This window comes from Kitasatospora cinereorecta, from assembly GCF_024172095.1.
Taxonomy (GTDB): Bacteria; Actinomycetota; Actinomycetes; order Streptomycetales; family Streptomycetaceae; genus Kitasatospora; species Kitasatospora cinereorecta.
Genome location: NZ_JAMZDX010000002.1, coordinates 1,104,007 through 1,126,418 on the forward strand (window position 1 = coordinate 1,104,007; position 22,412 = coordinate 1,126,418).

Sequence of the window (22,412 nt, forward strand, 5' to 3'; positions counted from 1 at the left end):
ACAGAAAGTGAGGAAGAGTCCGTGGCCACGCCCTCCGCGCCGACCACTCCGCCCACGCCGGCGGACCCCGACCAGGCCGCTCCGGCCGCCCCGAGCGCCGCCCCCGCCGCCGCGCCGGCACCGCCGCAGGGCGCCCTCGCACACCTCTTCACCCCGGTCCAGCCCGCCCGGCCCGTCGCCCCGCTCGGCACCACCGCCGCCCTCGCCCAGGACGCCGCCGACACCCCGGCCGCCAACGGCCGCGCCAGCGCGACCGACCGTGAGACCGACAGCGGCAGCGCCGGCGACGGTCCGTTCGGCGCCCTGGTCCGCGCCTTCGCCGCCCGCATCGGCCGGACCGGCACCACCCGCACCATCCGCCGGAACCACGACGTCAAGGAGAACCGGGTCTCCGGCGCCACCACGACCACCACCAACGCCTCCAAGTCCGACCGGACCGCGAAGAGCGACCACGCCGCGCAGCACCGCACCGACCGGAACGCGAAGGTCGCCGACCTCAACAACAAGGCCACCCAGCACCAGGCGCGCGACAACCGCGACGAGAAGCGCGCCGACAGCCGCTCGACGAAGAACGACGCCGGGGTGCGGGACAGTCGGGACGCCAAGGACCACCGCGACACCTCTGCGAAGACCAGCGGCACCACGGCCGACACCCGGGCCGCGAAGAACGACACCTCCGCGCGGACCGGCCGGGACGACGCGAGGAGCAACTCGTCCAAGACGTCGTCCGAAACCAAGTCCGCAGGCGGCACGGCGGCGAGGCCGGCGGCCCCCCAGGACGGGCCCGGTACCGGCAAGGCGGACAAGCGGAAGACCGGCCCGGCGAAGACGGGCGACGACCAGGCGGACGACCCCCAGCCGGGCAAGGCCGACGCGGCGCCCTCCGACACGACCGGCACCACCGGGAAGGCCGACGAGGGGAACGCCGATGACGCGCCGAAGGACGGCGGGTCTGCGGACGACGAGCAGGCGACGGCGGACGGCTCCACCACTGCCAGCGCGGTCGACGCCACCACTGCGGTCCCCGTAGACAGCCCGGCGCCGGCCGGCGCTGCGCAGCCTGCCGAGCCGGTGCTGGTCGACGCTGCAGAGCCGACGGCGGACGACTCCACCATCGCCAACACGGCCGACGCCATCGCCGGGACGGCTGACGCAGCGTCTGCGGACAGCCCGGCGCCGGCGGACGGCGCGCAGTCGGCCGAGCAGCAGGCGCCGGTGAACGGCCCCGCCACCAGCGAAACGACCAGCGACACCGCTACCTCGACCGGCCCGGCGCCTACGTATGGCGCGGTGCAGCCGGGCGGCGCGCAGCCGACCGAGCCTCAGCCGGCGGCGAACGGTCCCGCCACCAGCGGCACACCCGACACGACCGCCGGGAAGGCCGCCGAGGGCAAGACCGTCGACCTGCAGAAGGCCGACGCCGCCGCTGGCGCGACCGGCCCGACGAGGACCGACCGTCCCGCCTCGACGGAAGGCGCGCAGCAGGCCGCGCCGAAGCCGCCGACGGACGCCTCCGCGGCCGCCGGAACGACCAGCAGCAGCACCACCGCCGACGCCGCCGGTACGACCGGCCCGGCAACGGCAGACGGCCGGGCGAAGAGCGACGGTGCGCAGCAGGTCGCGCCCAAGCCGTCGACCGACAGCCCCGCCACCGGCGGAACGACCAGCAGCACCGTCGATACCGCCGCCGCCACCACGACCGACCCGACGAAGACGGACGGCGCGCAGGCCGACCCGAAGAAGAACACCCCGGCAACGCTCGGCAGCACCCAGGACCCCGACGTGAAGCGGCCGCCGACCCAGTCCTCCCGGGAGGCCGGCTACCGCGACGGGCACCGTGCGGCCGCCGCCGTCGGCCACGTCAAGGCCTGGGGCCACGGCGCGAAGGACGGCTACGGCGACCGCCGGGCCGAGGACGAGAAGGACAGGAAGCGCATGGACGAGGCCAAGGCCGCGAACCAGGCCCCGAAGCCCCCGGCACCGGCCGGACCGAAGATGGCGCCGGCCAGCGGATCGACCGCGGAACTGGCCAAGCAGGAGAAGGCGATCGCGACCGCGGCAGCCGGCGTCGCCGCCGCCCAGGCCATCCCGCCCCGCCCGGGCTACCGGCCCCTCGTCCCCGGCCGGGCCCCGCTCCCCGGCGAGGCCGGCCGCCCCGCGACCACCGGCAAGGTGCCCGCCGTGCCCGTCCAGGTCAACGAGGTCGGCGCCAAGGCCGTCACGTTCACCGCCGACGGCAACCCGCACACCATGAGCCGCGGCGAGGTCCGCACCCTCAAGCAGTTCGAACGCCGCCTCGGCGAGAAGAAGGGCCGCCTCTCCTGGATCGCCGGCGGCAGTAAGGCCGCCCGCGCCAGCGCCACCGAGCACGCCACCAAGGCCCACCGGCTCGCCGAGGACGCCAAGTCCGTCAAGGGCGGCGCCGCCCTCATCGGCATCCTGCTGCGCCTGGCCGAACGCGCCCAGGCCCTGCGCGGCAACGCCGAGGAGATCGAGAAGCAGGCGCACCGCGGCGCCGAGGCCGTCCAGGTCCTCGCCGCCAACGCCGAGATCCGGCACGGCGGCATCTACAAGGCCGTTGCCGACAGCCCGCTGGCCTCGCCGGGCGAGCGGGAGTTCTACCAGGACAAGCAGGGGAGCTGACCATGCCCGCACTCACCTACCGCTCGCTGCTCCGCCAGACCCGGGCCCTCGCCAAGGCGATCCGGGGCGCGACCGAGAAGCACAAGAAGATGGCGAAGGCGATGGAGGACGAGGCCAAGGACACCGGCCGGATCGCCGAGCAGATCGGCGCGCTCAAGGTCGATGCCGCGACCGTGGCGGAGACCCGCGAGGTGTCCCGGATCATGCAGGGCCTGTCCACTGCCGCCCTCGCGTACGCGACCAGTGCCGAGGAGGCGTCCCGCGCCGCCACCGCCGCCGAGCGGGAGGCGATGCGCCTGCACGACGGCATCCAGGAAGCCCACGACCGCAACCCCGTCGAGATGGCCAACGCCGTCTGGTACTCGCAGGAGTAGGAGAAAGCACCGTGACCACCGATCAGACCGCCCCCGCCGACGCGGTGCGCAGCCCGACCGCGGAGAAGCGCTTCGCCATCGCCGAGATCGTGGCGCCCCTGGTGACCGCCGGCGTGATGCCGTTCCTCGACCCGCAGGCCGCCACCACCGTCTCCACATTCCTCGCCGCCCCCGCCCTGATCGCCGGCGCCAACGCCACCGGCCTGCTCTCCGAGCGCACCCTCGCCGCGCTGCCCGGCGGCGACATCCTCGCCGCGCACCGCACCCCGTTCCTCGTCTCCGCCATCACCACCGCGACCGCCGCGGCGACCGCCACCCTCCACGGCCTGCCCGGCATCGACGCGCTCCTCGCCGGATGGATGACCATGCCGTCCCTCACCGGCCTGGTCTCCACCGCCTGGTGGGGCGCGACCGGGTTCGTCGGCTTCACCCTCCGCAGGGTCATCGGCCAGACCCGCCGCCGGCCGACCCTCGTCCCGGCGTCCCCCGAGCCCGAGCCGACGCAGCCGGCTCCGGTCAACGAGATCCTGCAGCGTTGGTACACCCACATCTCCGCCGTGAACGGCACCCACCCGCACCAGCACCTCACCCTCACCGCCCAGGGCCCCGAGGCGTGGGAGGGCGTCATCGAGGCCGCCCCCGGCCGCCAGGTCACGGTCGACGCCGACACCGTCTCCGGCGTCTACCGCCTCCCCGCCGCCTGGGTGAGCATCACCGACGGCCCCCACACCAGCGCCAAGCACATCCACGTCCGCCTCACCGCGCCCACCGCCGACGAGCAGCAGTACAGCGCCCTCGAGGAACTGTGGCTCAAGCGGGTCGCCCGCCCCGGCGGCTGCATGCCCGGCACCCACCTCGAAGGCATCATTGAGGACCCGGCCACCGGCGGCGTCGCCGCCTGGATCGTCGCCGACGAGAACACCGACGTCGTCACGGCGCCCGAAGCCCACCGCATCGCCGGCGCTCTGCGCACCACCACCCTCCTCGTCTCCGTCGAACCCACCACCGACCCCCGCAAGGCCAAGCTCCGCGTGATGGGCCACTCCCCGCTCGAGGACGGCCGCCCCCTGCCCGGCCCCGAGGCGCTTCGCGCGAACAAGAACGGCTTCGTGCAGATCGGCACCGGCATCAGCGGCCGGCCCGGCCGCCTGCAGATCTTCGACCCCAAGGTCGGCGCCCAGCACATCCTCGTCGCCGGCGTCACCGGCTCCGGCAAGGGCGGCGTCCTCCAGCTCATCTGCCTCGCCTACCACGTCAACGGATTCGCCATCATCTACGGCGACCCCAAGGGCTCCTCCAACCCCGACATCGCCCGCATGGCCGCCCACGCCGGCCTCGGCACCGAAGGCGCCATGGGCGCCCTGCGCATCGCCTACGCGATCCTGCTCCACCGCATCGCCGAGTCCGCCGCCACCGGCGCCAAGAACTTCACGCCCACCCCCGACCGGCCGTTCGTCGCCGTTCCCCTCGACGAGTTCGCCCAGCTCCTCGGCGACAAGTCCCCTGACGCCAAGGAGGCCGCGTTCATCGTCGCGGCCATCGCCTCGCAGGGCCGCTCGCTCGGCATCTGCCTGACGCTCTGCGGCCAGATCCTCAACCTCGACCAGATGGGCAGCAACACCGCCATCCGCGACAACGTCTTCTACGGCGGCGCCTTGGTCCTCCTGCGCTCCGACAGCGCCCAGAAGCAGCGCGTCGACCTGCCCGACGCCTTCGCCGGCATCGACCCGTCCAAGATCCCCGCGTTCTGGAAGGGCACCGACGACACCCTGATCTACGATCCCGACGTCCCCGAGGACGACCCCACCCGAACCTTCGGCGTCGGCTACGTCGTCGGCCCCGACGAGCGCGCCGAGATGATGCGCGCCTGGATCCTCGAGTCCGCCGCCGGCCTGTTCGACCCCGACAACATCGTCATCCCCGCCGACTTCCCCGACTGGGACGACCGCGACCGGATCGCCCTCATCCCCGTCGGTCCTGCGGCTGAGGACGACGACAACGCCTTCGACACAGGCGCCACCGCGTGGGTGCCCACGCAGCCCACCACCACGCCGGCCAAGGAGCCCACCGCCGAGGAGAAGATCCTCTTCGTGCTTGACGAGTACCGTGACCCGCTCGGCGAGGAGGTCGCCTACCTCCACCTCGACCAGCTCACCGAGATGACCGCCGTCCCCCGCAAGACCGTCGAGAACACCTGCGGCCGCCTCGTCACCGCCGGCAAGCTCGTCCGCAACCCCGACCCCAAGGCCAAGGGCGAGTACGGCATCCCGCTCCCCAAGACGCCCGACCCGGAGGGCACCAACGACTGAACCTGTCCCGAACAAGCTGCGGCCCGCACCGAACCTCCGGTGTGGGCCGCTTGCTTCACTGCTGCTCACGAGTGGGGGAAATTGATGCTCGGCCCCGAGATTCCGCATCGGGGACCACGGCCGCATTGATCGAGCGCGGCCGGACGTGGCTGACCGCATACGACCGCGGCCGCGGCGAGCTCTTCGACCGGCTGCGCCAGGCCGTCGCGATGGGCGACACCGAACTGGTACGCCACCTTCTGGTCCGCGCGGACACGGACGCGGCATGGGGACGAACGGAGGACCAGCGTTCCACTGCCGAAGAGGCGGCAGAGCTCCTGCGGCAACAGGAGCGTGCGGTCTTCTCGGATCGCAAGACATCGCGGGCTGTCGTCCCTGCTGACGTGCCCGGGGCCCCAACGGCATCGAGGGCGGCCGAACCGGACGATCCGGCAGATACCGCACATCAGCGAGTCCTGGACATCCTCAGCGACCTGCGGCAGCTGGGAGAGCAGCTGCCCGCACGGCAGATTCAGCACCTGGTGGACTCACTCGCCGGGACGGTGAGGAAGGTACGGCCACGCCTCACCCCGGCGCAGCTCGAGGAGGCGCAGTGGTGGCTCTCACGCGGCCGTCGGCTGCGCGGAGCCTTGGCCTCCGAGAGTGGCGTGGCGCCGAGGCGGGAAGCCGGTGTTCCGGCTGCCCGGCAGGACACGGACAAGCGAGCTGTCGAGCGACTGGCGGCCCGGACGGGAATCGGCAGGATGCGCGAGGACCGCGAGGTGGTCAGGGAGCAGCCTGCGGCCCGGCGTTCCGCCTCTGGTGTTCCGCAGAGGCAGAGGGCGAGGAAGGCGGTGTCGGCGAGGCCGGCCCGGTTGCCGGAGGAAGTGGTGGCGCAGATCGCCGCCGCAGTGACGGGAGCGTTGAAGAAGGCTGCGCGCGAGCGCTCCACGACCACCTGGTCGAAGCTGGGCCGCCAGCTGGGCAACGCTCTGCCGCAGGTCCTGCACCCGGCCGACCGGGTGGAAGTCCTCGTGCGAGTGGACGCCGGCACTCCTCAGGGTGAGCCGCTGCTGTCCTCGCTGCTCGCGGCGGGCGAGACGGGTTCTCTGGCGGTCTGCCGTGATCTGGCGGGCCGGCTGGGTCGGGCGGTTCCTGCCGAGCCAGGTGAGGCCCGTGTGTTCTGGCAATCGGAGGTCCTACGGCTGCAGCAGTTGTTCCGCTACCGCTGAGAGGAAGTGCCACCGGCGGGTCCGTTGCGGTGGTCGTCAGGCTGGGCGATCGACAGGGTCCGGAGCTTCGTTTCGTGGCTACGGGGTGTCAAGTAGCCTACGTACCGGAGCGATGTGATCACGGGGGTGGAGTCGCGTGGGTGTTGTGCTGCCCGACGAGCTGGCGTGGGTTCTCGATCTGATCGGTGTGAATTGGCCGAACGTGGACGAGGACGACTACCGGGAGATGGCGGACGCGCTGCGTTCGTTCTCGGAGGAGATGGACAGCGGGATCACCGATATGCACGGTGCGGTCCAGGACATGCTGGGCACCAATGCGGGCCTGGCGGTGGAGGCGTTCGAGGCGCACTGGGGAAAGCTCTCCGGTACACATTTGCACCAGTTGGCCGAGGGCGGGCGGCTGGTGGCCACCTGCCTGGACGGGGTGGCGATCGTCATCGAGGGCGCCAAGATCGCCGCGATCGTGCAGCTCGGCCTCATGGCGGCCGAGGTGATCGCCGCGCAGGCGGCGGCGCCGCTGACCTTCGGCCTGTCGGAGGCGGGCGCGCTGGGCGCGACCCAGGCCACCCGGGTGATCGTGAGACGGCTACTGAAGGAGGCCGAGCAGCAGATCATCGACCAGCTGGTCTCCATTGCCACCGGACCGGTGATCCAGGCGCTCTCCGACATGGCCGGCAATCTCGTCCTGCAGCTGGGGGAGCAGGCACTGGGGATGAGTGACGGCGTCAACTGGTCGGACGTCGGCGACGCCGGCAAGCAGGGCTTCAAGGACGGGGTGGACGACAGCAAGTCGCAGCTCGGTCTCGGTGACGGCGCACGGGGGAGCGCGGCATGAGTGACGGTTTCCAGCATGACCACGACGCGACTGAGAACCTTGCCAAGCGGTTCGGCTCGTACTCCGACGACCTGGAGAACTCGCATCGCCGGCACCAGACCCGGGCGAAGGCCGCGTTCGGCCGCACCCGTGGCAAGGGTGGGCTCGCGGCGGCGGCCGAGCAGGGTGTCTCCAAGCTCCTGGACGCGATGCAGGACGGCCAGAAGGCGCTGCGCAAGCACCTGAAGGACGTCGGCCAGGGCTTGGAGCAGACGAGCCGCAACCACCGGGAGAACGACCGGCAGATCGCCGACATCATGCTCGGCAAGCACAGTGGTCGCAGCGGCCCCAAGTCGCCCGGCGGCAGCGGCGGGGGAGGCGGGTCGAATCGGCGAGGTCCGGGCCGCAAGGGCGGGTCGAAGAATCCTGGCTCGCCGCGGCTGCGCGACGGCGCGGGGGACCCGCGGAAGACCGGAGTTCAGCTGAACTCGCGGAACACCTGCGGTGACCCGGTCGATGTGGCGTCCGGTGAGATGGTGATGGGCCAGGAGGACGTGAGTCTTCCCGGTGCGCTGCCCCTGCTGCTGACGCGCACGCACCTGTCGTCGTACCGGTCGGGGCGGTGGTTCGGGCCGTCGTGGACGTCCACGCTGGACCAGCGGCTGGAGCTGGACGACGAGGGCGTGGTCTTCGCGAGCGACGACGGCATGCTGCTGGTGTTCCCCGTCCCGCGTCCGGATGCCCCGGTGCACCCGGTGGAGGGGCCGCGGTGGGAGCTCGCCTGGGATCCGCAGGTGCTGGGTGGTCTGACAGTCTGTGACCCGTTCAGCGGGGTGACCCGGCACTTCGTGTCACTCACGCCGGACGGCGAGGCGCCAGGTGACCTCGCGGACCAGTCCCTGCTGCCGTTGGCGGCCCTAAGCGACCGCAACGGGAACCGGATCGACATCGCCTACTCGCCGCTGGGCGCACCCGTCGAGGTTCGGCACAGCGGCGGGTACCGGGTCGGTGTTGAAACCGCGGGGCAGCGGATCACAGGCTTCCGGCTCCTGGACCCGGCCGGCACCGACACCGAGGGGACCTCCGGAACCCAGACGCCCGGCGCCGAGCCCGCGGCGGGGACCGGGCCCGCCGCCGACACCGAGCCGCAGGCCGCAGGAAGCGCCGAGCAGAACATCCCCGGCGCGCTGGCGGCAGGCGAGGCCGCGGCCACCGAACCCCCGGCGCCCGGCGGGCGGCCAGCAGAGGCGCCCCGGCCCGAGCCTGAGGGGACACTGCTCGTCGCGTTCTCCTACGACGGCAACGGAAACCTCTCGCAGGTCGTGAACTCCTCCGGCGTGCCCCTGGAGTTCACCTACGACCACCTGACGCGGATAACGACGTGGACCGACCGCAACCGCCACCGCTACCGGTACCTGTACGACCGGGCCGGGCGCTGCGTGCAGACCCGCGGCGACGGCGGGTTCCTGGACAACGTGTTCTCCTACGACACGGACCTGCGCACCACCACGGTGACCAACGCCCTGGGGCAGCGCACGGTCTACCAGCTCAACGAGCTCGGACAGACCGTCGCCGAGACCGACCCGCTTGGTCACGTCACCCGATCCCTCTGGGACCGGTACGACAGGTTGCTGGAGCGCACCGACCAGCTCGGCCGCACCACGACGCTGTCGTGGGACGAGGACGGGAATCTGTCCCGAATATCAAGGCCCGACGGCAGCTTCAGCCAGGCCGTCTACAACGACCTGCACCAGCCCCTGGAAGTCGCCACCGCCGACGGCGCCGTCGAGCTGTTCACCTACGACGACCGCGGGAACTTGCTGGCCGCGACCGACCCCGCCGGGGCCGTCACCCGGTACGTGCGCGACGAGCACGGCAACGCCGACACGGTCACCGACGCCCTCGGCGCCACCACCCGGTTCACGTACAACCCGGCCGGGCTGACCACGACGATCACCGGCCCGCTCGGCAACACCTCCACCTGCGCCTACGACGCGTTCGGACTGCCCGCCCGGATCACCGACCCGCTCGGCACCACCACACTGCTCGGCTGGACCGTCGAAGGCCGGCCCGCGTGGCGCACCGACGCGGCCGGCAACACCGAACGGTGGGCGTACGACGGTGAAGGCAACTGCATCCGGCACACCGACCCGGGCGGCGGCACCTCGACATTCGAGTACACCTACTTCGACCTGCTCGCCGCGCGCACCGACCCCGACGGCGCCCGCTACCGCTTCGACTACGACCCGGAGCTGAAGCTCACCCAGATCACCAACCCGCACGGCCTCACCTGGACCTACCAGCACGACATCGCAGGGCGACTCGTCGCGGAGCGGGACTTCAACGGCCGCACCCTCACCTACACCCTTGACGCGGCAGGGCAGCTCGCCGAACTCACCAACGGCGCCAGCCAGCACACCGCTTTCACCCGCGACCCGCTGGGCCGTACCGTTGCCCGGCACGCCGACGGCCTCACCACCACCTTCCGCTACGACGCGGGCGGCCACCTCGTCGAAGCCGCAGGCGCCGACGCCACCGTCGCCTTCACCTACGACGCCGCCGGGCGGGTCCTCACCGAAACCTGCAACGGCGCGAGCGTCCACCGGGCCTACGACGCGCTGGGGCGCACCGTCGCTCGGCGCACGCCCAGCGGCGCCGAGAGCCGCTGGACCTACGACGCGGCCGGCCGGCCCCGGCAGTTGCACACTGGCAGCGGGCACAGCCTCGCCTTCACCCACGACCTGGCCGGCCGGGAGACCGGCCGGCAGTTCGGCATCGCGGCCCTGGCTCACACCTTCGACCAGGCCGGGCGCCTGACCGCGCAGCACCTGACCACCGCACCCGGCACCGCACCCGGCACCGGCGGATGGTCCCGGGCCTGGGCCTACTCGCCGACCGGGTACGTCACCGCCATGAGCGGCCCCGACGACGAGGTGCGCCACCAGGACCTCGATGCCGCCGGCCGCGTCACCGCCGTCACCGGCGCCAACTGGACCGAGCGCTACACCTACGACGAAGCCGGCAACCTCACCGGCGCCGACTGGCCCACCCACGCCGACAACGACGCCGACAGCAAGGCCGCGGTCCTCGGCCGGCGCACCCACACCGGCATGCAGCTGGCCACCGCCGGCCGCACCACCTACGAGTACGACCAGCAGGGCCGCCTCGTCCGCCAGCGCCGGAAACTGCTCTCCGGCGGCCACCGCGAATGGCACTACACCTGGGACACGGCCGACCGCCTCACCCACCTGACTACCCCCGACGGCACCCGCTGGCGCTACCTCTACGACCCGTTCGGCAGGCGCATCGCCAAGCATCGCCTGGCCCCGGACCAGCACACCGTCCTCGAGGAGACCCGGTTCGTCTGGGACGGCACCGCCCTCGCCGAACAGACCCGCACCGACCCCGCCACCGGCACCGCGCACACCTCCACCTGGGACTGGGAACCCGACGGCGAGCGCCCCCTCGCCCAGCGCGACCGCACCCACTATCTGCGCGACGCCCCCCAGGACGAGATCGACGAGCGGTTCTACGCCATCGTCAGCGACCTCGTCGGCGCACCGACCGAACTCGTAGACGAGCACGGCAGCGTCGCCTGGCACCTGCGCACCACCCTGTGGGGAGCACCCGGGCAGCCCGCAGCCGCGCCGGGCGGTCCCGACTGCCCGCTGCGGTTCCCCGGTCAGCAGGCGGACGCCGAATCCGGCCTGCACTACAACCTGTTCCGCTACTACGACCCGCAGACCGCCCGCTACCTCAGCCCCGATCCGCTCGGACTGCGGCCGGCCCTGAACCCGCAGACCTACGTCCACAACCCGCAGACCTGGGCCGACCCGTTCGGCCTCGCTCCCTGCCCCACGCACCTGGGCGAGATGGCGAAGGAGATCGCCGGGCTGCTGCCCAAGCGCAGTCAGGAGTACCAGACCGTGGCGGTCATCGAGGCGATGACCCCGAAGGGCCCGAAGCTCTTCGCCGCCGGCACCAGCTCCAGCCCCCTGACCCCGGCTCAGCAGGCCCACGCGAAGAAGCTCGGACTGATCCCGCTGCCGGCCAGCGAGTACTCACCCAAGACCGACGACTTCGCCGGCCACGCCGAGCAGAACCTGCTGGCGTTCCTCGCCCGCCGCCACCAGACGGACTCCGCCTGGCGTCCGCTCCAGGGCGGCGCCTCGCGCAGCGTGTGCACCGACCATTGCGCGCCCCTCATCCGGGGCAGCGGAGGGCGCATGGTCGGCGACGGCGAGTGGTACTTCCCCCGCGAACGCGGAACCCACCGCCGTCTGTTCACCTGGCTCCCCTGACCCGGTGTGTGCCGCAGCCGCACTCCTCCGGCTGCGGCACACCGGTGAGATACTGAGTGCCGAACCGTCACACGCCAACGACAAGGAGATGTGGACCGGTGACCACCCCCGCACACCTGACCGCCAGCGCCACCGTCCCCGGCACGGAGGAGGCCCTCGGCTGGCCCGACGGATGGCAGCCCCGAGCGGGGGCGGCGTGGATCGTCACCCGCGACGGCGAAGGCATCCTCGCGCACCGGATCCACGACCGGGCCGACGGGGTCTGCGACGACGGCATCGCCTTCCCCGCGCCGTTCGCCGAGCACGGCTATGCCAGCCCGAACGCCGACGCGACAGTCCTGTTCGTCTCCGGCGAGGCGGCGCTGGCGGCCGTCGACACCGCCGGCCGGCGGCTGTGGACCGTGGAACACGACGCGTGGAGCCGCGGCGGGTCCGGTGACGGAGCGTGCGCTGCGAGCCCCGACGGGCGGTACGTGCTGGCCACCACCCCGGGTCCGGTGAACGCGGACGGCTCCTACGACGGCGACCTGTGCATCTGCGTCGACGCGGCGAGCGGAGAAGTCCTCGACCGCGTCGCCCTCACCGCGGCGTCGGCGACCTACACCTTCCACGGCCGGCCCACGGCTGGCGGAGCGCTGCTGCTGTCTGCCGGCCAGGGACAGGAGGAGGCCCTCTCCTACACCGTCGCCTGCACCGACGGGAAACTCGACATCACCCCCGCCGCCCGCCCAGACGAGCTCCTCGCCGGAACCAACCCCGCCGGCGACCGCCTGATCACCCTCGACCGGGCCGGCACCCGCCTCGAACTCCACGCCCTTACCGACGACGGAACCTGGCAGGCCACCGCAGCGATCGCCCTCACCGACCTCCCCGCCGCAGCCGGCGACGACCGCTTCGTCAACCGCCCCGGATTCGTCTCCGACACCGCCGTCATCGCCGCGATCGCCGAGCACGACTTCGCGGAGACCTCCCGCCACTTCCTCCTGGACGCGCAGTCCCTCACCCCCGTCGCCGAAATCGCCTACCCGGCCGCTCCCGGCCCCGACCCGCTCGCCCTCGGCGACGGAACCTGGCTGACCGCGACCGGAGACCATGTCAGCCGCCAGAGCGCCGACCACGAGTAGAGGACCGTGCTTTCAGCGCGCTTCGACCGCTCCCCAGCAACGGCGAAGCGGCCGTAGCCCACGTCGAGGCTCTGCCGCACGGGACACCCGCGGACTGCCGCCCAGTGGGCGGCTGAGAACGCCTCCCACGATCGGTGCCGATGGGCATCTGCAGCTCCGTACGCCCGCGTCCGCGTCCACGACCTTCACGACTGCGCTAGCCTCGAACCACCATCACCGGCAAGTGTTTTGGAGGCTACGATGCGGATGGTGTTCGACCCCAGCGAAGCCGACGCGCTGCGCGCCACAGCCCGGGACGCCGCACTGGAAGACCCCACTCTCGCCTACGTCCTCCTCGACCTGGCGGACCGCGGCATCGACCTGAACGCCTCCCGCACCTGGGACGACATCAAGGCCGAGCGTGGAATCACCCAGGCAGCCGCCCCCGCCAGCGAGGAGCAGCGCGTTGCCTGACCGCCCGCTGCGCCGCGCGGTCATCACCTTCCACGAGGTCGCCGAGCGGCAGATGTCCGAGATGGACGACGCCGCCCTGGAGCGGCTCAGTCCGCACCTGGACATCATTGCGCTGAACCCGAAGACCGCGGGTGTCCAGATGCGCCCGGACAGCCCAGTCCTCGAGTATGCGAAGGACGGCGTACGGGTGGCGTACGTTTCCACGGTGCTCGGCACGATCGTGCTCGTTGCCTATGTCGAGGTCGGCTGAGTCCGTCTGTCGCAGCAGCCGATCGTTCGCGCCCGTGACGGTTTGATGTGATGCAGGCCTGTCACGCGCAGGGACTGGCGTGGCGCCGGGACAAGGGGCCGTGAACGAGCGACTGTCGGCCACGGCGGACCTTCGAGCTGATTGCCCTTGCACGTCACCGATGCCGCCACATGAGGCGAGGCTCTGAGCTCTCCATGCGGCCGGTCTCCCGCTCCCAGCCCTTCGCCTCCACCGGCCGTCGCTCTGGGCGATTTGCGGCGCCCGCCGGTCGGGGCCTCGGTTCAGTTGGAGCTGCGGGTCGGGGGCGCCTCCTCGATGAGGTGGGCGTAGATGACGGTGTTGTCCTGGTATCCGCCGTGGGCGCGGTCGTAGGGCCAGGCGCAGGTGATGAGGCGCAGCTCGGGGCGGCCGGTGGTCTGGTAGACGCGGTCGGTGGGGAACGCGGTTTTGGGGTAGTTCTGGATGTCGTCGACGAGGAAGCGGGCGGTGCTGCCGTCGCTGCGTTCGATGGTGGTGGTCTGGCCGGGGACGAGGGTGGAGAGGCGGTAGAAGACGGCGGTGCCCTGCCGGGTGTCGAGGTGGCCGACGACGACGGCGGTTCCTCCCTCGCCGGGTGTGATGCCGTCGGCGTACCAGCCGGCGAGGTTGCGGTCGTCCGAGGCGGGCGGCGGGAGGGTTCCGGTGGCGTCCAGGTGCAGGGGCACCAGCGGGGCGTCGACGGACAGGCCGGGGATCCGGATCCGGAGCGGCTCGGAGCGCGACATCGGTGCCGGTGGCGTCCGGTCGGCAAGCAGAGTCGCGGGCGCTCCCGAGTGGTGCACGGAGAGGCGCGCCGGCCGGGGGGTGCTGTCCGCGGCGATGGACCAAGCCCCGGCGGAGAGCAGTCCGGCCACCACCAGGAGCACGCCGGGAATGAACACCGAGCCCGGCCGCGGTGTCGGGCCGGGCTCGGGGTGCGGCATCTGGTCGGGCACCGTGCTCTCCCACTCGCAGGGTTGGGGTGAACGCGTCGGCCCGGCCGGCGGTCCGTGGCGGGTCGCCGGCCGGGCGGGGGCTTCAGCGCCGCTGATCCGCGGTCAGGCGGCGGCGGACCACCACCGCGCCTGCGGCGGTGACGACGGCCGCACCGGCGAGACCGGCCGTCAGGAGCCGGGTGTCAGCAGGCCCGCTGCCGGCCGCGACCGCACCCGCGGGAGCCTGGGCGGCAGCAGCCGCAGCGCCACCGGCGGACGGCGCTGCCGCTGCGCCAGCGCCCGCTGCGCCGGCGGTGGTTGCCGCGGGACTGCTCGCTGCGGCGTGCGGCAGGTCCTCGCAGGCGATGCCGTCGTGGTCGGCGTCCAGGTGGTTGGGGTCCGACGGGTCGGCGTTGAGGACGGCTTGGGCCTCCTCCTGTGTGGCGAAGTTCGCGCAATCGAGGTCGCCGGTCTGGGCGTGAGCTATGCCGGCAAGCGGAAGGCCGGCGACGAACGCCAGGAGGGCGGTTGTGGTGGCGGCGCGGAAACGCATGGAACCTCCAGTCGCTATATGGGTCCCCCTCGCTACTCAAGGTATGGACGGCTCTGTCCGTCGCCAGCCGAGCAGGTACTGCAGACGGGTCTGAGGCGGGGACGTTCGGCCTGATCGGTCCAGCGATGAGCCGGAGATGCCCCACTAGGCCGACCGTGTACAGACCAATGCGCTGTCGTCCACGCCAGAGATCCGGCTCTGTCGGGGCGTGCAGGCCACCTTGTGCTCAACGGAGCCGAGGTGAACCGCCCCGGGCGCTTCCTCCTTGGCCCCCCAGGTAGGGCCAAGGCACTACCACTGGTGATGGAGGTTTGGTCTACCCAGCTCCAGCAGGGCTGCGACACTGTGGATCATGATTGACTGGCGACCCCTTGCGTTGCCGCCTTCTCCGAGCCCGCCGCCGATGCTCCCGTGTCGGTTCGTGCAGCTCGGCGAACCGGCCAAGGGACCGGCCAGCCATGTCCGGTCGGATCGGTTAGCTCCGGCCGATACTTCGGCGAGTGGAGAGGCGGCCAGTGACGAATCAGCTCGGCACGCTGTTACGTCGCCTGCGGAAGCAGGCGGGGCTGACGCAGGAACAGGTGGCGGAACGGTCCGGGGTGAGCGTAAGTACCATCCGTCGGCTGGAGAACGGCAGGTCCACTGATTACCGCGTGGGAACGGTCAACCTGCTGGCCGACGCCCTCGATGCCGGGCCGGAGGATCGGCCTCTGCTGGCAGCCGCGATCGCGAGAGTACAGGGGCAAAGTCCGCAGCGGCGCTTGACTCGGATCCCGGTTGCTGCTCGCCCGCGGTCTCGGCCGCCTGCGGCAGGCAGGACCGGTGGAGGTGGACGAGCTGGCCGGGTTCGCCGGGACCGTGACGACCGGCCGGGGCGCTGCCGTCGTGCCTCCCCAGCCGGCCGGGGACTGAGCTATGGCCGCAGGACGAGCTTCCCGGCGGCGTGACCACTCGCGCTCAGCTCCTGCGCCTTCGCGGCGTCCTCCAGCGGAAGGCTCTGCGCGATGCGCACCGTGAGCTTGCCGTCGGCTGCGAGGCGGGCGTACTCGCCGAGGCGGGAACCGAACGGGGCGGGGCCGGAGAAGGTGACGCCCAGCTCGGCGGCCTTCGGATCGGCGATGGTGATGATCCGGTCGGTGCCGCTGAGCAGGTCGATCGACACCTCCAGGTCGCCCGCCCCCGCGGCGTCGTACACGGCGTCGATGCCCTGCGGTGCGGCCTCGCGGACCCGGTCGGCGAGGCCGGTGCCGTAGGCGACCGGGATCGCGCCCAGCGAGCGCAGGTAGTCGTGGTTGCCGGGGGAGGCGGTGCCGATGACCGTGGCGCCGCGGGCGACCGCGAGCTGAACACCGACGGCGCCGGTCACACCCGCGGCTCCGTGCAGCAGGAGCGTGTCGCCTTCCCCGACGCCGAGGGCGTCGAGCACGCGGACCGAGGTCTCGACGGCGACGGGCAGTGCCGCGGCGAGGTCCCAGTCGAGGTCCGCGGGCTTCGGGCCGAAGTCGACGGCCAGCGCGTGCTCGGCGTACGCGCCGGTGACGGTCCAGCCCAGGACCTCGTCACCCACCGCGACGCCGGTCACGCCTTCGCCGACCTCGTCGACGACGCCGGCCGCCTCCACGCCGGGGATCGCCGGGAACGGCGGCGCTATCTGCGGCCTCCACCCGTTGCGGATCTTGTAGTCGAGCGGGTTGACCGCTGCCGCCACGACCTTCAGCCGCACCTGTCCGGGTCCGGCGTGCGGCTCGTCGACCTCTGCGAGGCGGAGGACTTCTGGGCCGCCGAACTCGGTGTAGGTGATCGCCTTCATGTCCTGCTCCAGTGCTCGTCGCTCTAGGTGAAAGACCAACGCTCTAGGTGAAAGATCAACCTTGGCCTGGACCGGCGGGCGCGGTCCAGCCGGTGGATCGGATCCACTCGGCCAGGTCCAGGGTGGCCGGCTCGATCGCCCGCACCACCGCAAGATCCGACGGGTGTTCCGCCGCCTTCGCGAACTGGCGGAACATCGCCCTGTCGAGGTCGCTGGGAAGCACGCTCAACGGGAGGGCCTCGTAACGTGCCGGGAGCCCGGCGCGCGCGCCGAACGCCGCGGCGATCTGAGGGCCCGTCAGCTCGTCGCCGACGAGCTCGACGGCTCCGCCGGGCGCCTCCGCGGTGTCGAGCAGGAGTGCAGCGGCGACCCGGCCGACGTCCCTGACCGAGATCATCTTCAGGGCGACGTCCTCCGGCAGCGGCAGCCTCAGCACGACCTCTCCGTGCTCCAGGCTCGGTGCCATCTCCTCCATGAAGGGGGTTGGGCGAACCATCGCGGCCCTGAGGCCGGACTTCCTCAGGTGCTCCTCGATCGAGTGCTTCGAGTCATGGTGCGGCACACCCCGCTCCCGGTCCGCGCCGAAGACCGAGTTGAACACGACGTGCGGGACGCGTGCCGCGACCGCCGCGTCGACGAGCGCGGTGCCGATGCGGATCTCCGTCTCGACCTCTTCGAGGTTGTTCGCCTCCGGGGTCATGAAGTAGAACGCCTTGACCGCCGTCAGCGCGGCGGCCAACGACGCCGGGTCGTCGGTCCGGATGGCCGCCAGCTCGACGCCGCGGGCGGCCAGCGCCTGAGCCCGGTCGGATTGCGGGTTGCGGACCAGGGCCCGCACCGGGGCCTTGCGGTCCAGCAGCGCGTCGACCACCGCCCCGCCCTGTTGCCCCGTCGCGCCGAAGACTGCGATCGTGCCGGTCGTCTGTGTGCTCATCGCTGCCACCCTTCACTCAGGGCGTGAGCGAGGTGAGCACGAGTCCGGTGTTGACCTCGGCGGTGGGGGAAGGACGACGCGGGCGCGGCGTCCTCGAGCTTGATCTGTTGTGACATGTCTCCACGATGCGTCTGCGGCGCCAGGCGTACCACCGGTATCCCGCCAGGTTCTTCCGATAACCCGCCAGTGTCGGGTAGCCTCAATCGCGTGTCCGACCCCAGCGGCGAGCCGAGCTTCTGCACCGACGATGGGCCGTTGTCGGCGCCACTGGCCCATGGCGCTGACGTGGCCGCGCACTTCCACGACTATGGCCAGCTCCGCTACGCCGCGCGTGGGGCCCTGGTCACAGCGACCCAGGTGGGCACCTGGGTGGCGCCGGCCAGTCGGATCATGTGGGTGCCGCCCTTCGCGGTGCACAGCAGCAAGGCGTACGGCGAGACGGACATCCGGGTGCTGTCGCTGCCCGTGACGCTGACCGGACAGCTGCCGGCCGAGCCGTCGGTTTTCGTGGCGAGCGCGTTGCTGCGCGAGGCCTATCTGGCGCTGATGAGCGAGGGCGAGCCGCTGGAGAGCCCCCGTGCGCGGCTGCTGATCGACGTCGTACTCGCCGAACTCGCCCACGCCGCACAAGAGCCGCTGCGCCTCCCGGAGCCGAGCGACCGGCGCCTCAAGGCGGTCACCGACCTGCTTCACGCGGACCCAGCAAGCCCAGCGACCCTGGCCGAGCTGGGCCACCGCACCGGCGCCAGCGAACGCACCCTGAGCCGACTGTTCGGCAGCGAGCTGTCGATGAGCTTCCACCAGTGGCGTACCCTGCTGCGCATCCAACGGGCGCTGATCGAGCTCAGCGACGGCGCCTCGGTCACCGACACGGCGATCCGGCTGGGCTGGTCGAACCCCAGCAGCTTCATCGACGCCTTCACCGTGCTGGTCGGTCAGACACCCGGAGGCTATCGCTCGTCGGCTCGGTCCTCCCGCAGCACCCATGGGTGAGAGGTTGGCGGGGTAGCCGTAGTTCCTGGCGGAACATCGGTGGCAGCCCAATGTTGCGGGAACCCACGCTGGAAGGGTGACTTCCTCCGCCACCACCCAGAGCTCCTCACCAGCATCGGCGGCCTCGGCCGGTGCGACGCTGAGCGACCTCATCGTCCAGTCGCTGACCCCTGGTGAGATGCTGCTCAAGCTGACCGGCTCCAGCTGTTCGGGCAAGACCACCCTCGCCTACTCCGTGGGCGAGCGGCTGGAGCGGGTCGCCGTGCACGACTTCGACGAGCTCGGCGTACCGGAAGGCGCCGATCGCCAGTGGCGCAACCGCACGACCGAGATGTGGGTGCGTCGCGCGCTGGAGTACCAGGACCGCGGCGTCGACCTCCTGCTGACCGGACAGTCTCCCCTGGGAGAAGTCCTGGCCAGCCCCTCCGCCCCGCTGCTGAATGGAATCGCAGTGTGTCTGGTCGACGTGTCCGACGAGGTCCGGCGCGACAGGCTCACCATGCGCGACTCGGGCCGATGGGACGCTCCGGCAGTTGACGCCTTCCTCGGCTGGGCCGCCTGGCACCGTCGGCACGCCGAAGATCCCCGATACCGACCCGACGTCATCATCGACGACAGCTGGCACCGTATGGCCTGGCACCGCTGGACCGGGTGGACTGCCGACGATCGGCGATGGCGCACCCATCTGCTCGACACCACGAACCAGCCCGTCGCGGAATCCGTAGACCAGGTTGAGCAATGGGTGATCCAACAGCGCGACTCGCTCCGATCCGGCGGTCCCCCCCTGTCGCAGGGCTGGTCAGACCAGACAGCCGCCTGAGCCGACCGCGACTCTTGATCCACTTTCGCAACAGACCCTAGGCCCGCACCTTGGTCATCCCGCAACCGCCGCCGAGCAGTTGATGGTGCTGGCCGCGGCCTCGAACGGCGAGGCCGCCGCGGCCTGGCTACCGGACAGTCGCACCGTGTGCGCGTTCTGGCTCACGCTCGCGGACGACGGCCGGCCCTCCCCGCCGGCGGGACGGCCGGACGGGCGCGGCACGGCGCACACCGTCTCCTGCGGCGACGTACCTTAGCACCCCGGCACAATCGGCCTGAAGGACGACGCCGCGCAGGCCGACGGCATCAGCTTTGTGGTGCTGCTGGCCGGGACGGACGAACCGCTGGCGATGTCCGACGGCTGGGGACGCGAGCGCTGCGGTCCGCTGCGCCAGCAGGTCGCCCGCGCCGCGGACGGCCGCACCTTCCACGTGGCCTCGTACCAGTTCCTGACCCACAGCGGACCGCAGACCTTCACGCACAGCGGCCGCACACCGGAGGCTCGGTTGTGCACTGCCGGCGGCGACCTCTGCCGCGAGCCGATGCCCGTCGGCCGAGCCCATGCCGAGCCCACCGGTCGACGCGCACCGCCGGGCCCGCGGCGGTGGCCGGGCCCACCCGGTCGCTGCTGGCTACGGCGCAGCACTGTCCACCATCGCCGCGAGTTGGCCGGCGGATTCGGGGGTGAGGCGGTAGAAGCCCTGGAGGGAGATGGAGTGCTCCAGGCGCCCGTCGGTGACGTGCCTGAGGGTGCGGGTGTTGCCCCGGTGGTTGCGCCAGGTCAGCTCGGCGAGGAGCTCGCCGGGGACGGGGACGTCGAAGCGCACGGGTGTGGCCTCGACGTGGACGGCCTGGGCGCCGCAGCCGCCGGCGCCGAGCATCGACCAGTCGCCGTGGCCCGGGAACCTCGGCTGGTCCCAGGACTCGGGCGCGGCCCCGCAGCACTCGCCCCGCTCCCGGTCGACGATGCGCATCCGGCTCACCACGTGAACGACGCCCCGGTTGACGTGCACCGCGTACACCTCGTCGCCGGGCTCGGCGCCGGACCAGGCGGGCAGGGAGGTGTGCACGCCGCTGAAGGCGACCGGCGGCCGCCCGCCGGTCCGGCCGGCGCGGCGCAGGGCATGGCAGACGTCGTGGGTCCACAGGACGGTGAAGGCATCGGGCATGCCCGTGATCGTAGGAACCAGCACCGACACCGGCCCGCGGCCGCCCAGCTGAGGGGTGGGTTCGCGCCCGCTCAAGGGGTGCGCCTCGGTTACTTGGCTCGCGCTCTCGCGTGGGTGCCGCGCGGGCACAGCCTCATCGGTCCGATGGTGGTTGCCGTCACCAACCGCCAGCGGTCGCAGGCATTGTCGGGTTACCGGGCGGCCTCGGGTGAGTCGGCGGAACATGATGCCGATCACCGCCCGGCGGATCATCGTCTCGGAGCGCGCCGCAGTTGCCGGGTCCCGGCGGGGGCTGTCTGCGGGCCCGCTAGCATCTTCCGATCGGCGACGGCGGCGTGGAGGAATGCGTGGGGCTGATAAGGCAGTGGCGGACGGCGAAGGCGGGAAGGCTTCAGCGTGAAGCTCGTGGTCTGATGGGCCAGGAGCGCTCGGAGGAGGCCGCAGCTGTCTACCGTGAAGCGATCCGCCTGTGCGCGGCGGTACTTGGTCCGCGTGAAGCCGCAACCTTGCAGTGCCGCCTGGAGCGGGCGCTTGCACTGAAGCGATTGCAGCGTCTGGACGAGGCGGAATCCGAGACGCTGAAGGTGCTAGGGGCGGCCCGTGAGGAAGCCCAGCCGGGCCTGATCGCTGAGGCCCGGCTTCAGCTGGCTCAGATCAAGCGTGACCGCGGCCGGCTCGAAGAAGCGCGGGCGGAGGTCGCCGAGCTCATGGACCTGCCCCACATTCGGGGGAGCGAGTTCCAGTACGACGCCATGGACATCCACGCCCACGCGAATGGTTTTCTTGGCCACCACCAGGCTGCCGCTTCGGAGTTCGAGGCGCTTGCCGAGGCCATCACGGATGCCCACGGAAGCCAAGACCTGCGGGTGCTCAAGGCGCGGAGCGACCGAGTGCAGGTGCTCACCTACCTCGGGCGTTACGAGGAGGCGGAACAGGAAGGCAGGGCGCTCATCGACATCGCCACCTCCAACCGGCCGCGCCTGGTGCCCCTGGAACTCGCCGCGCGCAACGCACTCGTCCTCGCGCTGGCGGCACGCGGTCATGGACCTGAGGCAGAGGCCGAAGCCCGTACCGCCATCAAGCAGGCCACCGCTGCGGAAGGCACCGATGCCGACATCCTGCTTGTGCTCCAACTGGGCCTGGCGCGTTCCCTGAACGCCCAGAGCCGATTCGACGAAGCTCTCTCTATCCTCAAGCCTGCCCTCGAAAGCTTTCCCCGGGTGGAGCAGCACCTCGCGGCCGCCCTTCACCTCGTCAGCGGAACCTCGCTCCTCGGCCTGGGCCGCGGCGCCACGGAACAGGCCCGACTGGCCGTGGACATCTGCCAGAAGAAGCTGGGGTCCCGTCACCACCGTGCTCTGGAAGCCGACACTCTCCACGGACGAGCCCTCGCCGCCCAGGGCCGCGTCGCCGAAGCGACGGAACAGCTCACCGCCACCACGGCCGCTTGGCGCGAGTACTTCGGGGACAACCACCCCAACACCCGGACAGCACAGGTCGCGCTGGACGCCCTGATCGCGCAGTAGCGGGACCGCTCCTGCATTGTGGCCGGGGCACAGTACGCCACCCGGAGAATGACAGGCTGCTCCGGCCAGGCGGTGCAGCAATCCGGCCTCGCAGCCGGAGACCGGCGCGATGTCGAACTGCACCCGACCTGACTGCAGCGGCCCCTCGCTTCCGCGGTGGGCCGGCACGGGTTGAT

At 71.8% G+C, this 22,412-nt stretch carries 18 protein-coding genes; 13 read left to right on the forward strand and 5 right to left on the reverse strand.

Translation table 11 applies throughout. The annotated features are described in order from the left end of the window. The first annotated feature begins 21 nt into the window (after positions 1 to 21). From FHR36_RS11915 to FHR36_RS11955, 9 genes are all read left to right on the forward strand, one after another. On the forward strand, positions 22 to 2,643 hold the full coding sequence (locus FHR36_RS11915) for a hypothetical protein (RefSeq protein ID WP_253796247.1): 2,622 nt from the start codon (positions 22 to 24) through the stop codon (positions 2,641 to 2,643). Between the two features lie 2 nt (positions 2,644 to 2,645). After that, positions 2,646 to 3,017 (forward strand): hypothetical protein, encoded by a 372-nt coding sequence (locus FHR36_RS11920; RefSeq protein ID WP_253796248.1) that lies wholly within the window; start codon positions 2,646 to 2,648, stop codon positions 3,015 to 3,017. An 11-nt stretch (positions 3,018 to 3,028) separates the two neighbouring features. Beyond that, a complete protein-coding gene (locus FHR36_RS11925; protein ID WP_253796249.1) occupies positions 3,029 to 5,326 on the forward strand; it encodes a hypothetical protein in 2,298 nt (765 codons plus the stop codon). Positions 5,327 to 5,451: 125 nt separating this feature from the next. Continuing rightward, the gene (locus tag FHR36_RS11930) at positions 5,452 to 6,537 is read left to right on the forward strand and encodes a hypothetical protein (protein ID WP_253796250.1); all 1,086 of its coding nucleotides are present in this window, start codon (positions 5,452 to 5,454) and stop codon (positions 6,535 to 6,537) included. 145 nt (positions 6,538 to 6,682) lie between these two features. Next, on the forward strand, positions 6,683 to 7,372 hold the full coding sequence (locus FHR36_RS11935) for a WXG100-like domain-containing protein (RefSeq protein ID WP_253796251.1): 690 nt from the start codon (positions 6,683 to 6,685) through the stop codon (positions 7,370 to 7,372). Continuing rightward, positions 7,369 to 11,652 (forward strand): DUF6531 domain-containing protein, encoded by a 4,284-nt coding sequence (locus FHR36_RS11940; protein WP_253796252.1) that lies wholly within the window; start codon positions 7,369 to 7,371, stop codon positions 11,650 to 11,652. Before FHR36_RS11935 ends, FHR36_RS11940 begins: the two co-directional genes overlap by 4 nt. Positions 11,653 to 11,750: 98 nt before the next feature. Further along, a complete protein-coding gene (locus tag FHR36_RS11945) occupies positions 11,751 to 12,776 on the forward strand; it encodes a hypothetical protein (protein WP_253796254.1) in 1,026 nt (341 codons plus the stop codon). Positions 12,777 to 13,022: 246 nt separating this feature from the next. Beyond that, positions 13,023 to 13,229, forward strand: a complete 207-nt coding sequence (locus FHR36_RS11950) for a hypothetical protein (protein WP_253796255.1) — start codon at positions 13,023 to 13,025, stop codon at positions 13,227 to 13,229. Further along, the gene (locus FHR36_RS11955; protein ID WP_253796256.1) at positions 13,222 to 13,479 is read left to right on the forward strand and encodes a hypothetical protein; all 258 of its coding nucleotides are present in this window, start codon (positions 13,222 to 13,224) and stop codon (positions 13,477 to 13,479) included. The genes FHR36_RS11950 and FHR36_RS11955 overlap by 8 nt, the downstream gene beginning before the upstream one ends. A gap of 281 nt (positions 13,480 to 13,760) precedes the next feature. Here the strand turns inward: FHR36_RS11955 and FHR36_RS11960 are convergent, their stop codons facing one another. Further along, positions 13,761 to 14,453 carry a class F sortase gene (locus FHR36_RS11960; RefSeq protein WP_253796257.1) on the reverse strand — a complete coding sequence of 231 codons (693 nt, stop codon included), beginning with the start codon at positions 14,451 to 14,453 and terminating at the stop codon, positions 13,761 to 13,763. An 82-nt stretch (positions 14,454 to 14,535) separates the two neighbouring features. Next, a complete protein-coding gene (locus FHR36_RS11965) occupies positions 14,536 to 14,985 on the reverse strand; it encodes an excalibur calcium-binding domain-containing protein (RefSeq protein ID WP_253796258.1) in 450 nt (149 codons plus the stop codon). Between the two features lie 515 nt (positions 14,986 to 15,500). Between FHR36_RS11965 and FHR36_RS11970 the strand changes: the two genes are divergently transcribed. After that, on the forward strand, positions 15,501 to 15,932 hold the full coding sequence (locus tag FHR36_RS11970; protein ID WP_253796259.1) for a helix-turn-helix transcriptional regulator: 432 nt from the start codon (positions 15,501 to 15,503) through the stop codon (positions 15,930 to 15,932). Here the strand turns inward: FHR36_RS11970 and FHR36_RS11975 are convergent. Both FHR36_RS11975 and FHR36_RS11980 read right to left on the reverse strand, forming a co-directional pair. Further along, positions 15,899 to 16,795, reverse strand: coding sequence for an NADP-dependent oxidoreductase (locus FHR36_RS11975; RefSeq protein ID WP_253796260.1), 897 nt, complete (start codon positions 16,793 to 16,795; stop codon positions 15,899 to 15,901). The two genes, FHR36_RS11970 and FHR36_RS11975, sit on opposite strands and share 34 nt — an antisense overlap. 55 nt (positions 16,796 to 16,850) lie before the next feature. Then, complete coding sequence (locus FHR36_RS11980; RefSeq protein ID WP_253796762.1) at positions 16,851 to 17,729, reverse strand: NmrA/HSCARG family protein; 879 nt, start codon at positions 17,727 to 17,729, stop codon at positions 16,851 to 16,853. Positions 17,730 to 17,936: 207 nt separating this feature from the next. Between FHR36_RS11980 and FHR36_RS11985 the strand changes: the two genes are divergently transcribed. After that, positions 17,937 to 18,722 (forward strand): AraC family transcriptional regulator, encoded by a 786-nt coding sequence (locus FHR36_RS11985; protein WP_253796261.1) that lies wholly within the window; start codon positions 17,937 to 17,939, stop codon positions 18,720 to 18,722. Positions 18,723 to 18,798: 76 nt separating this feature from the next. Continuing rightward, positions 18,799 to 19,542, forward strand: a complete 744-nt coding sequence (locus FHR36_RS11990; RefSeq protein ID WP_253796263.1) for an ATP-binding protein — start codon at positions 18,799 to 18,801, stop codon at positions 19,540 to 19,542. Positions 19,543 to 20,173: 631 nt separating this feature from the next. On the opposite strand, the gene FHR36_RS11995 is transcribed toward FHR36_RS11990, so the two are convergent. Beyond that, a complete protein-coding gene (locus tag FHR36_RS11995; protein WP_253796265.1) occupies positions 20,174 to 20,710 on the reverse strand; it encodes a hypothetical protein in 537 nt (178 codons plus the stop codon). A gap of 413 nt (positions 20,711 to 21,123) precedes the next feature. Between FHR36_RS11995 and FHR36_RS12000 the strand changes: the two genes are divergently transcribed. Further along, positions 21,124 to 22,236, forward strand: coding sequence for a tetratricopeptide repeat protein (locus tag FHR36_RS12000; RefSeq protein ID WP_253796266.1), 1,113 nt, complete (start codon positions 21,124 to 21,126; stop codon positions 22,234 to 22,236). Positions 22,237 to 22,412 lie beyond the last annotated feature (176 nt).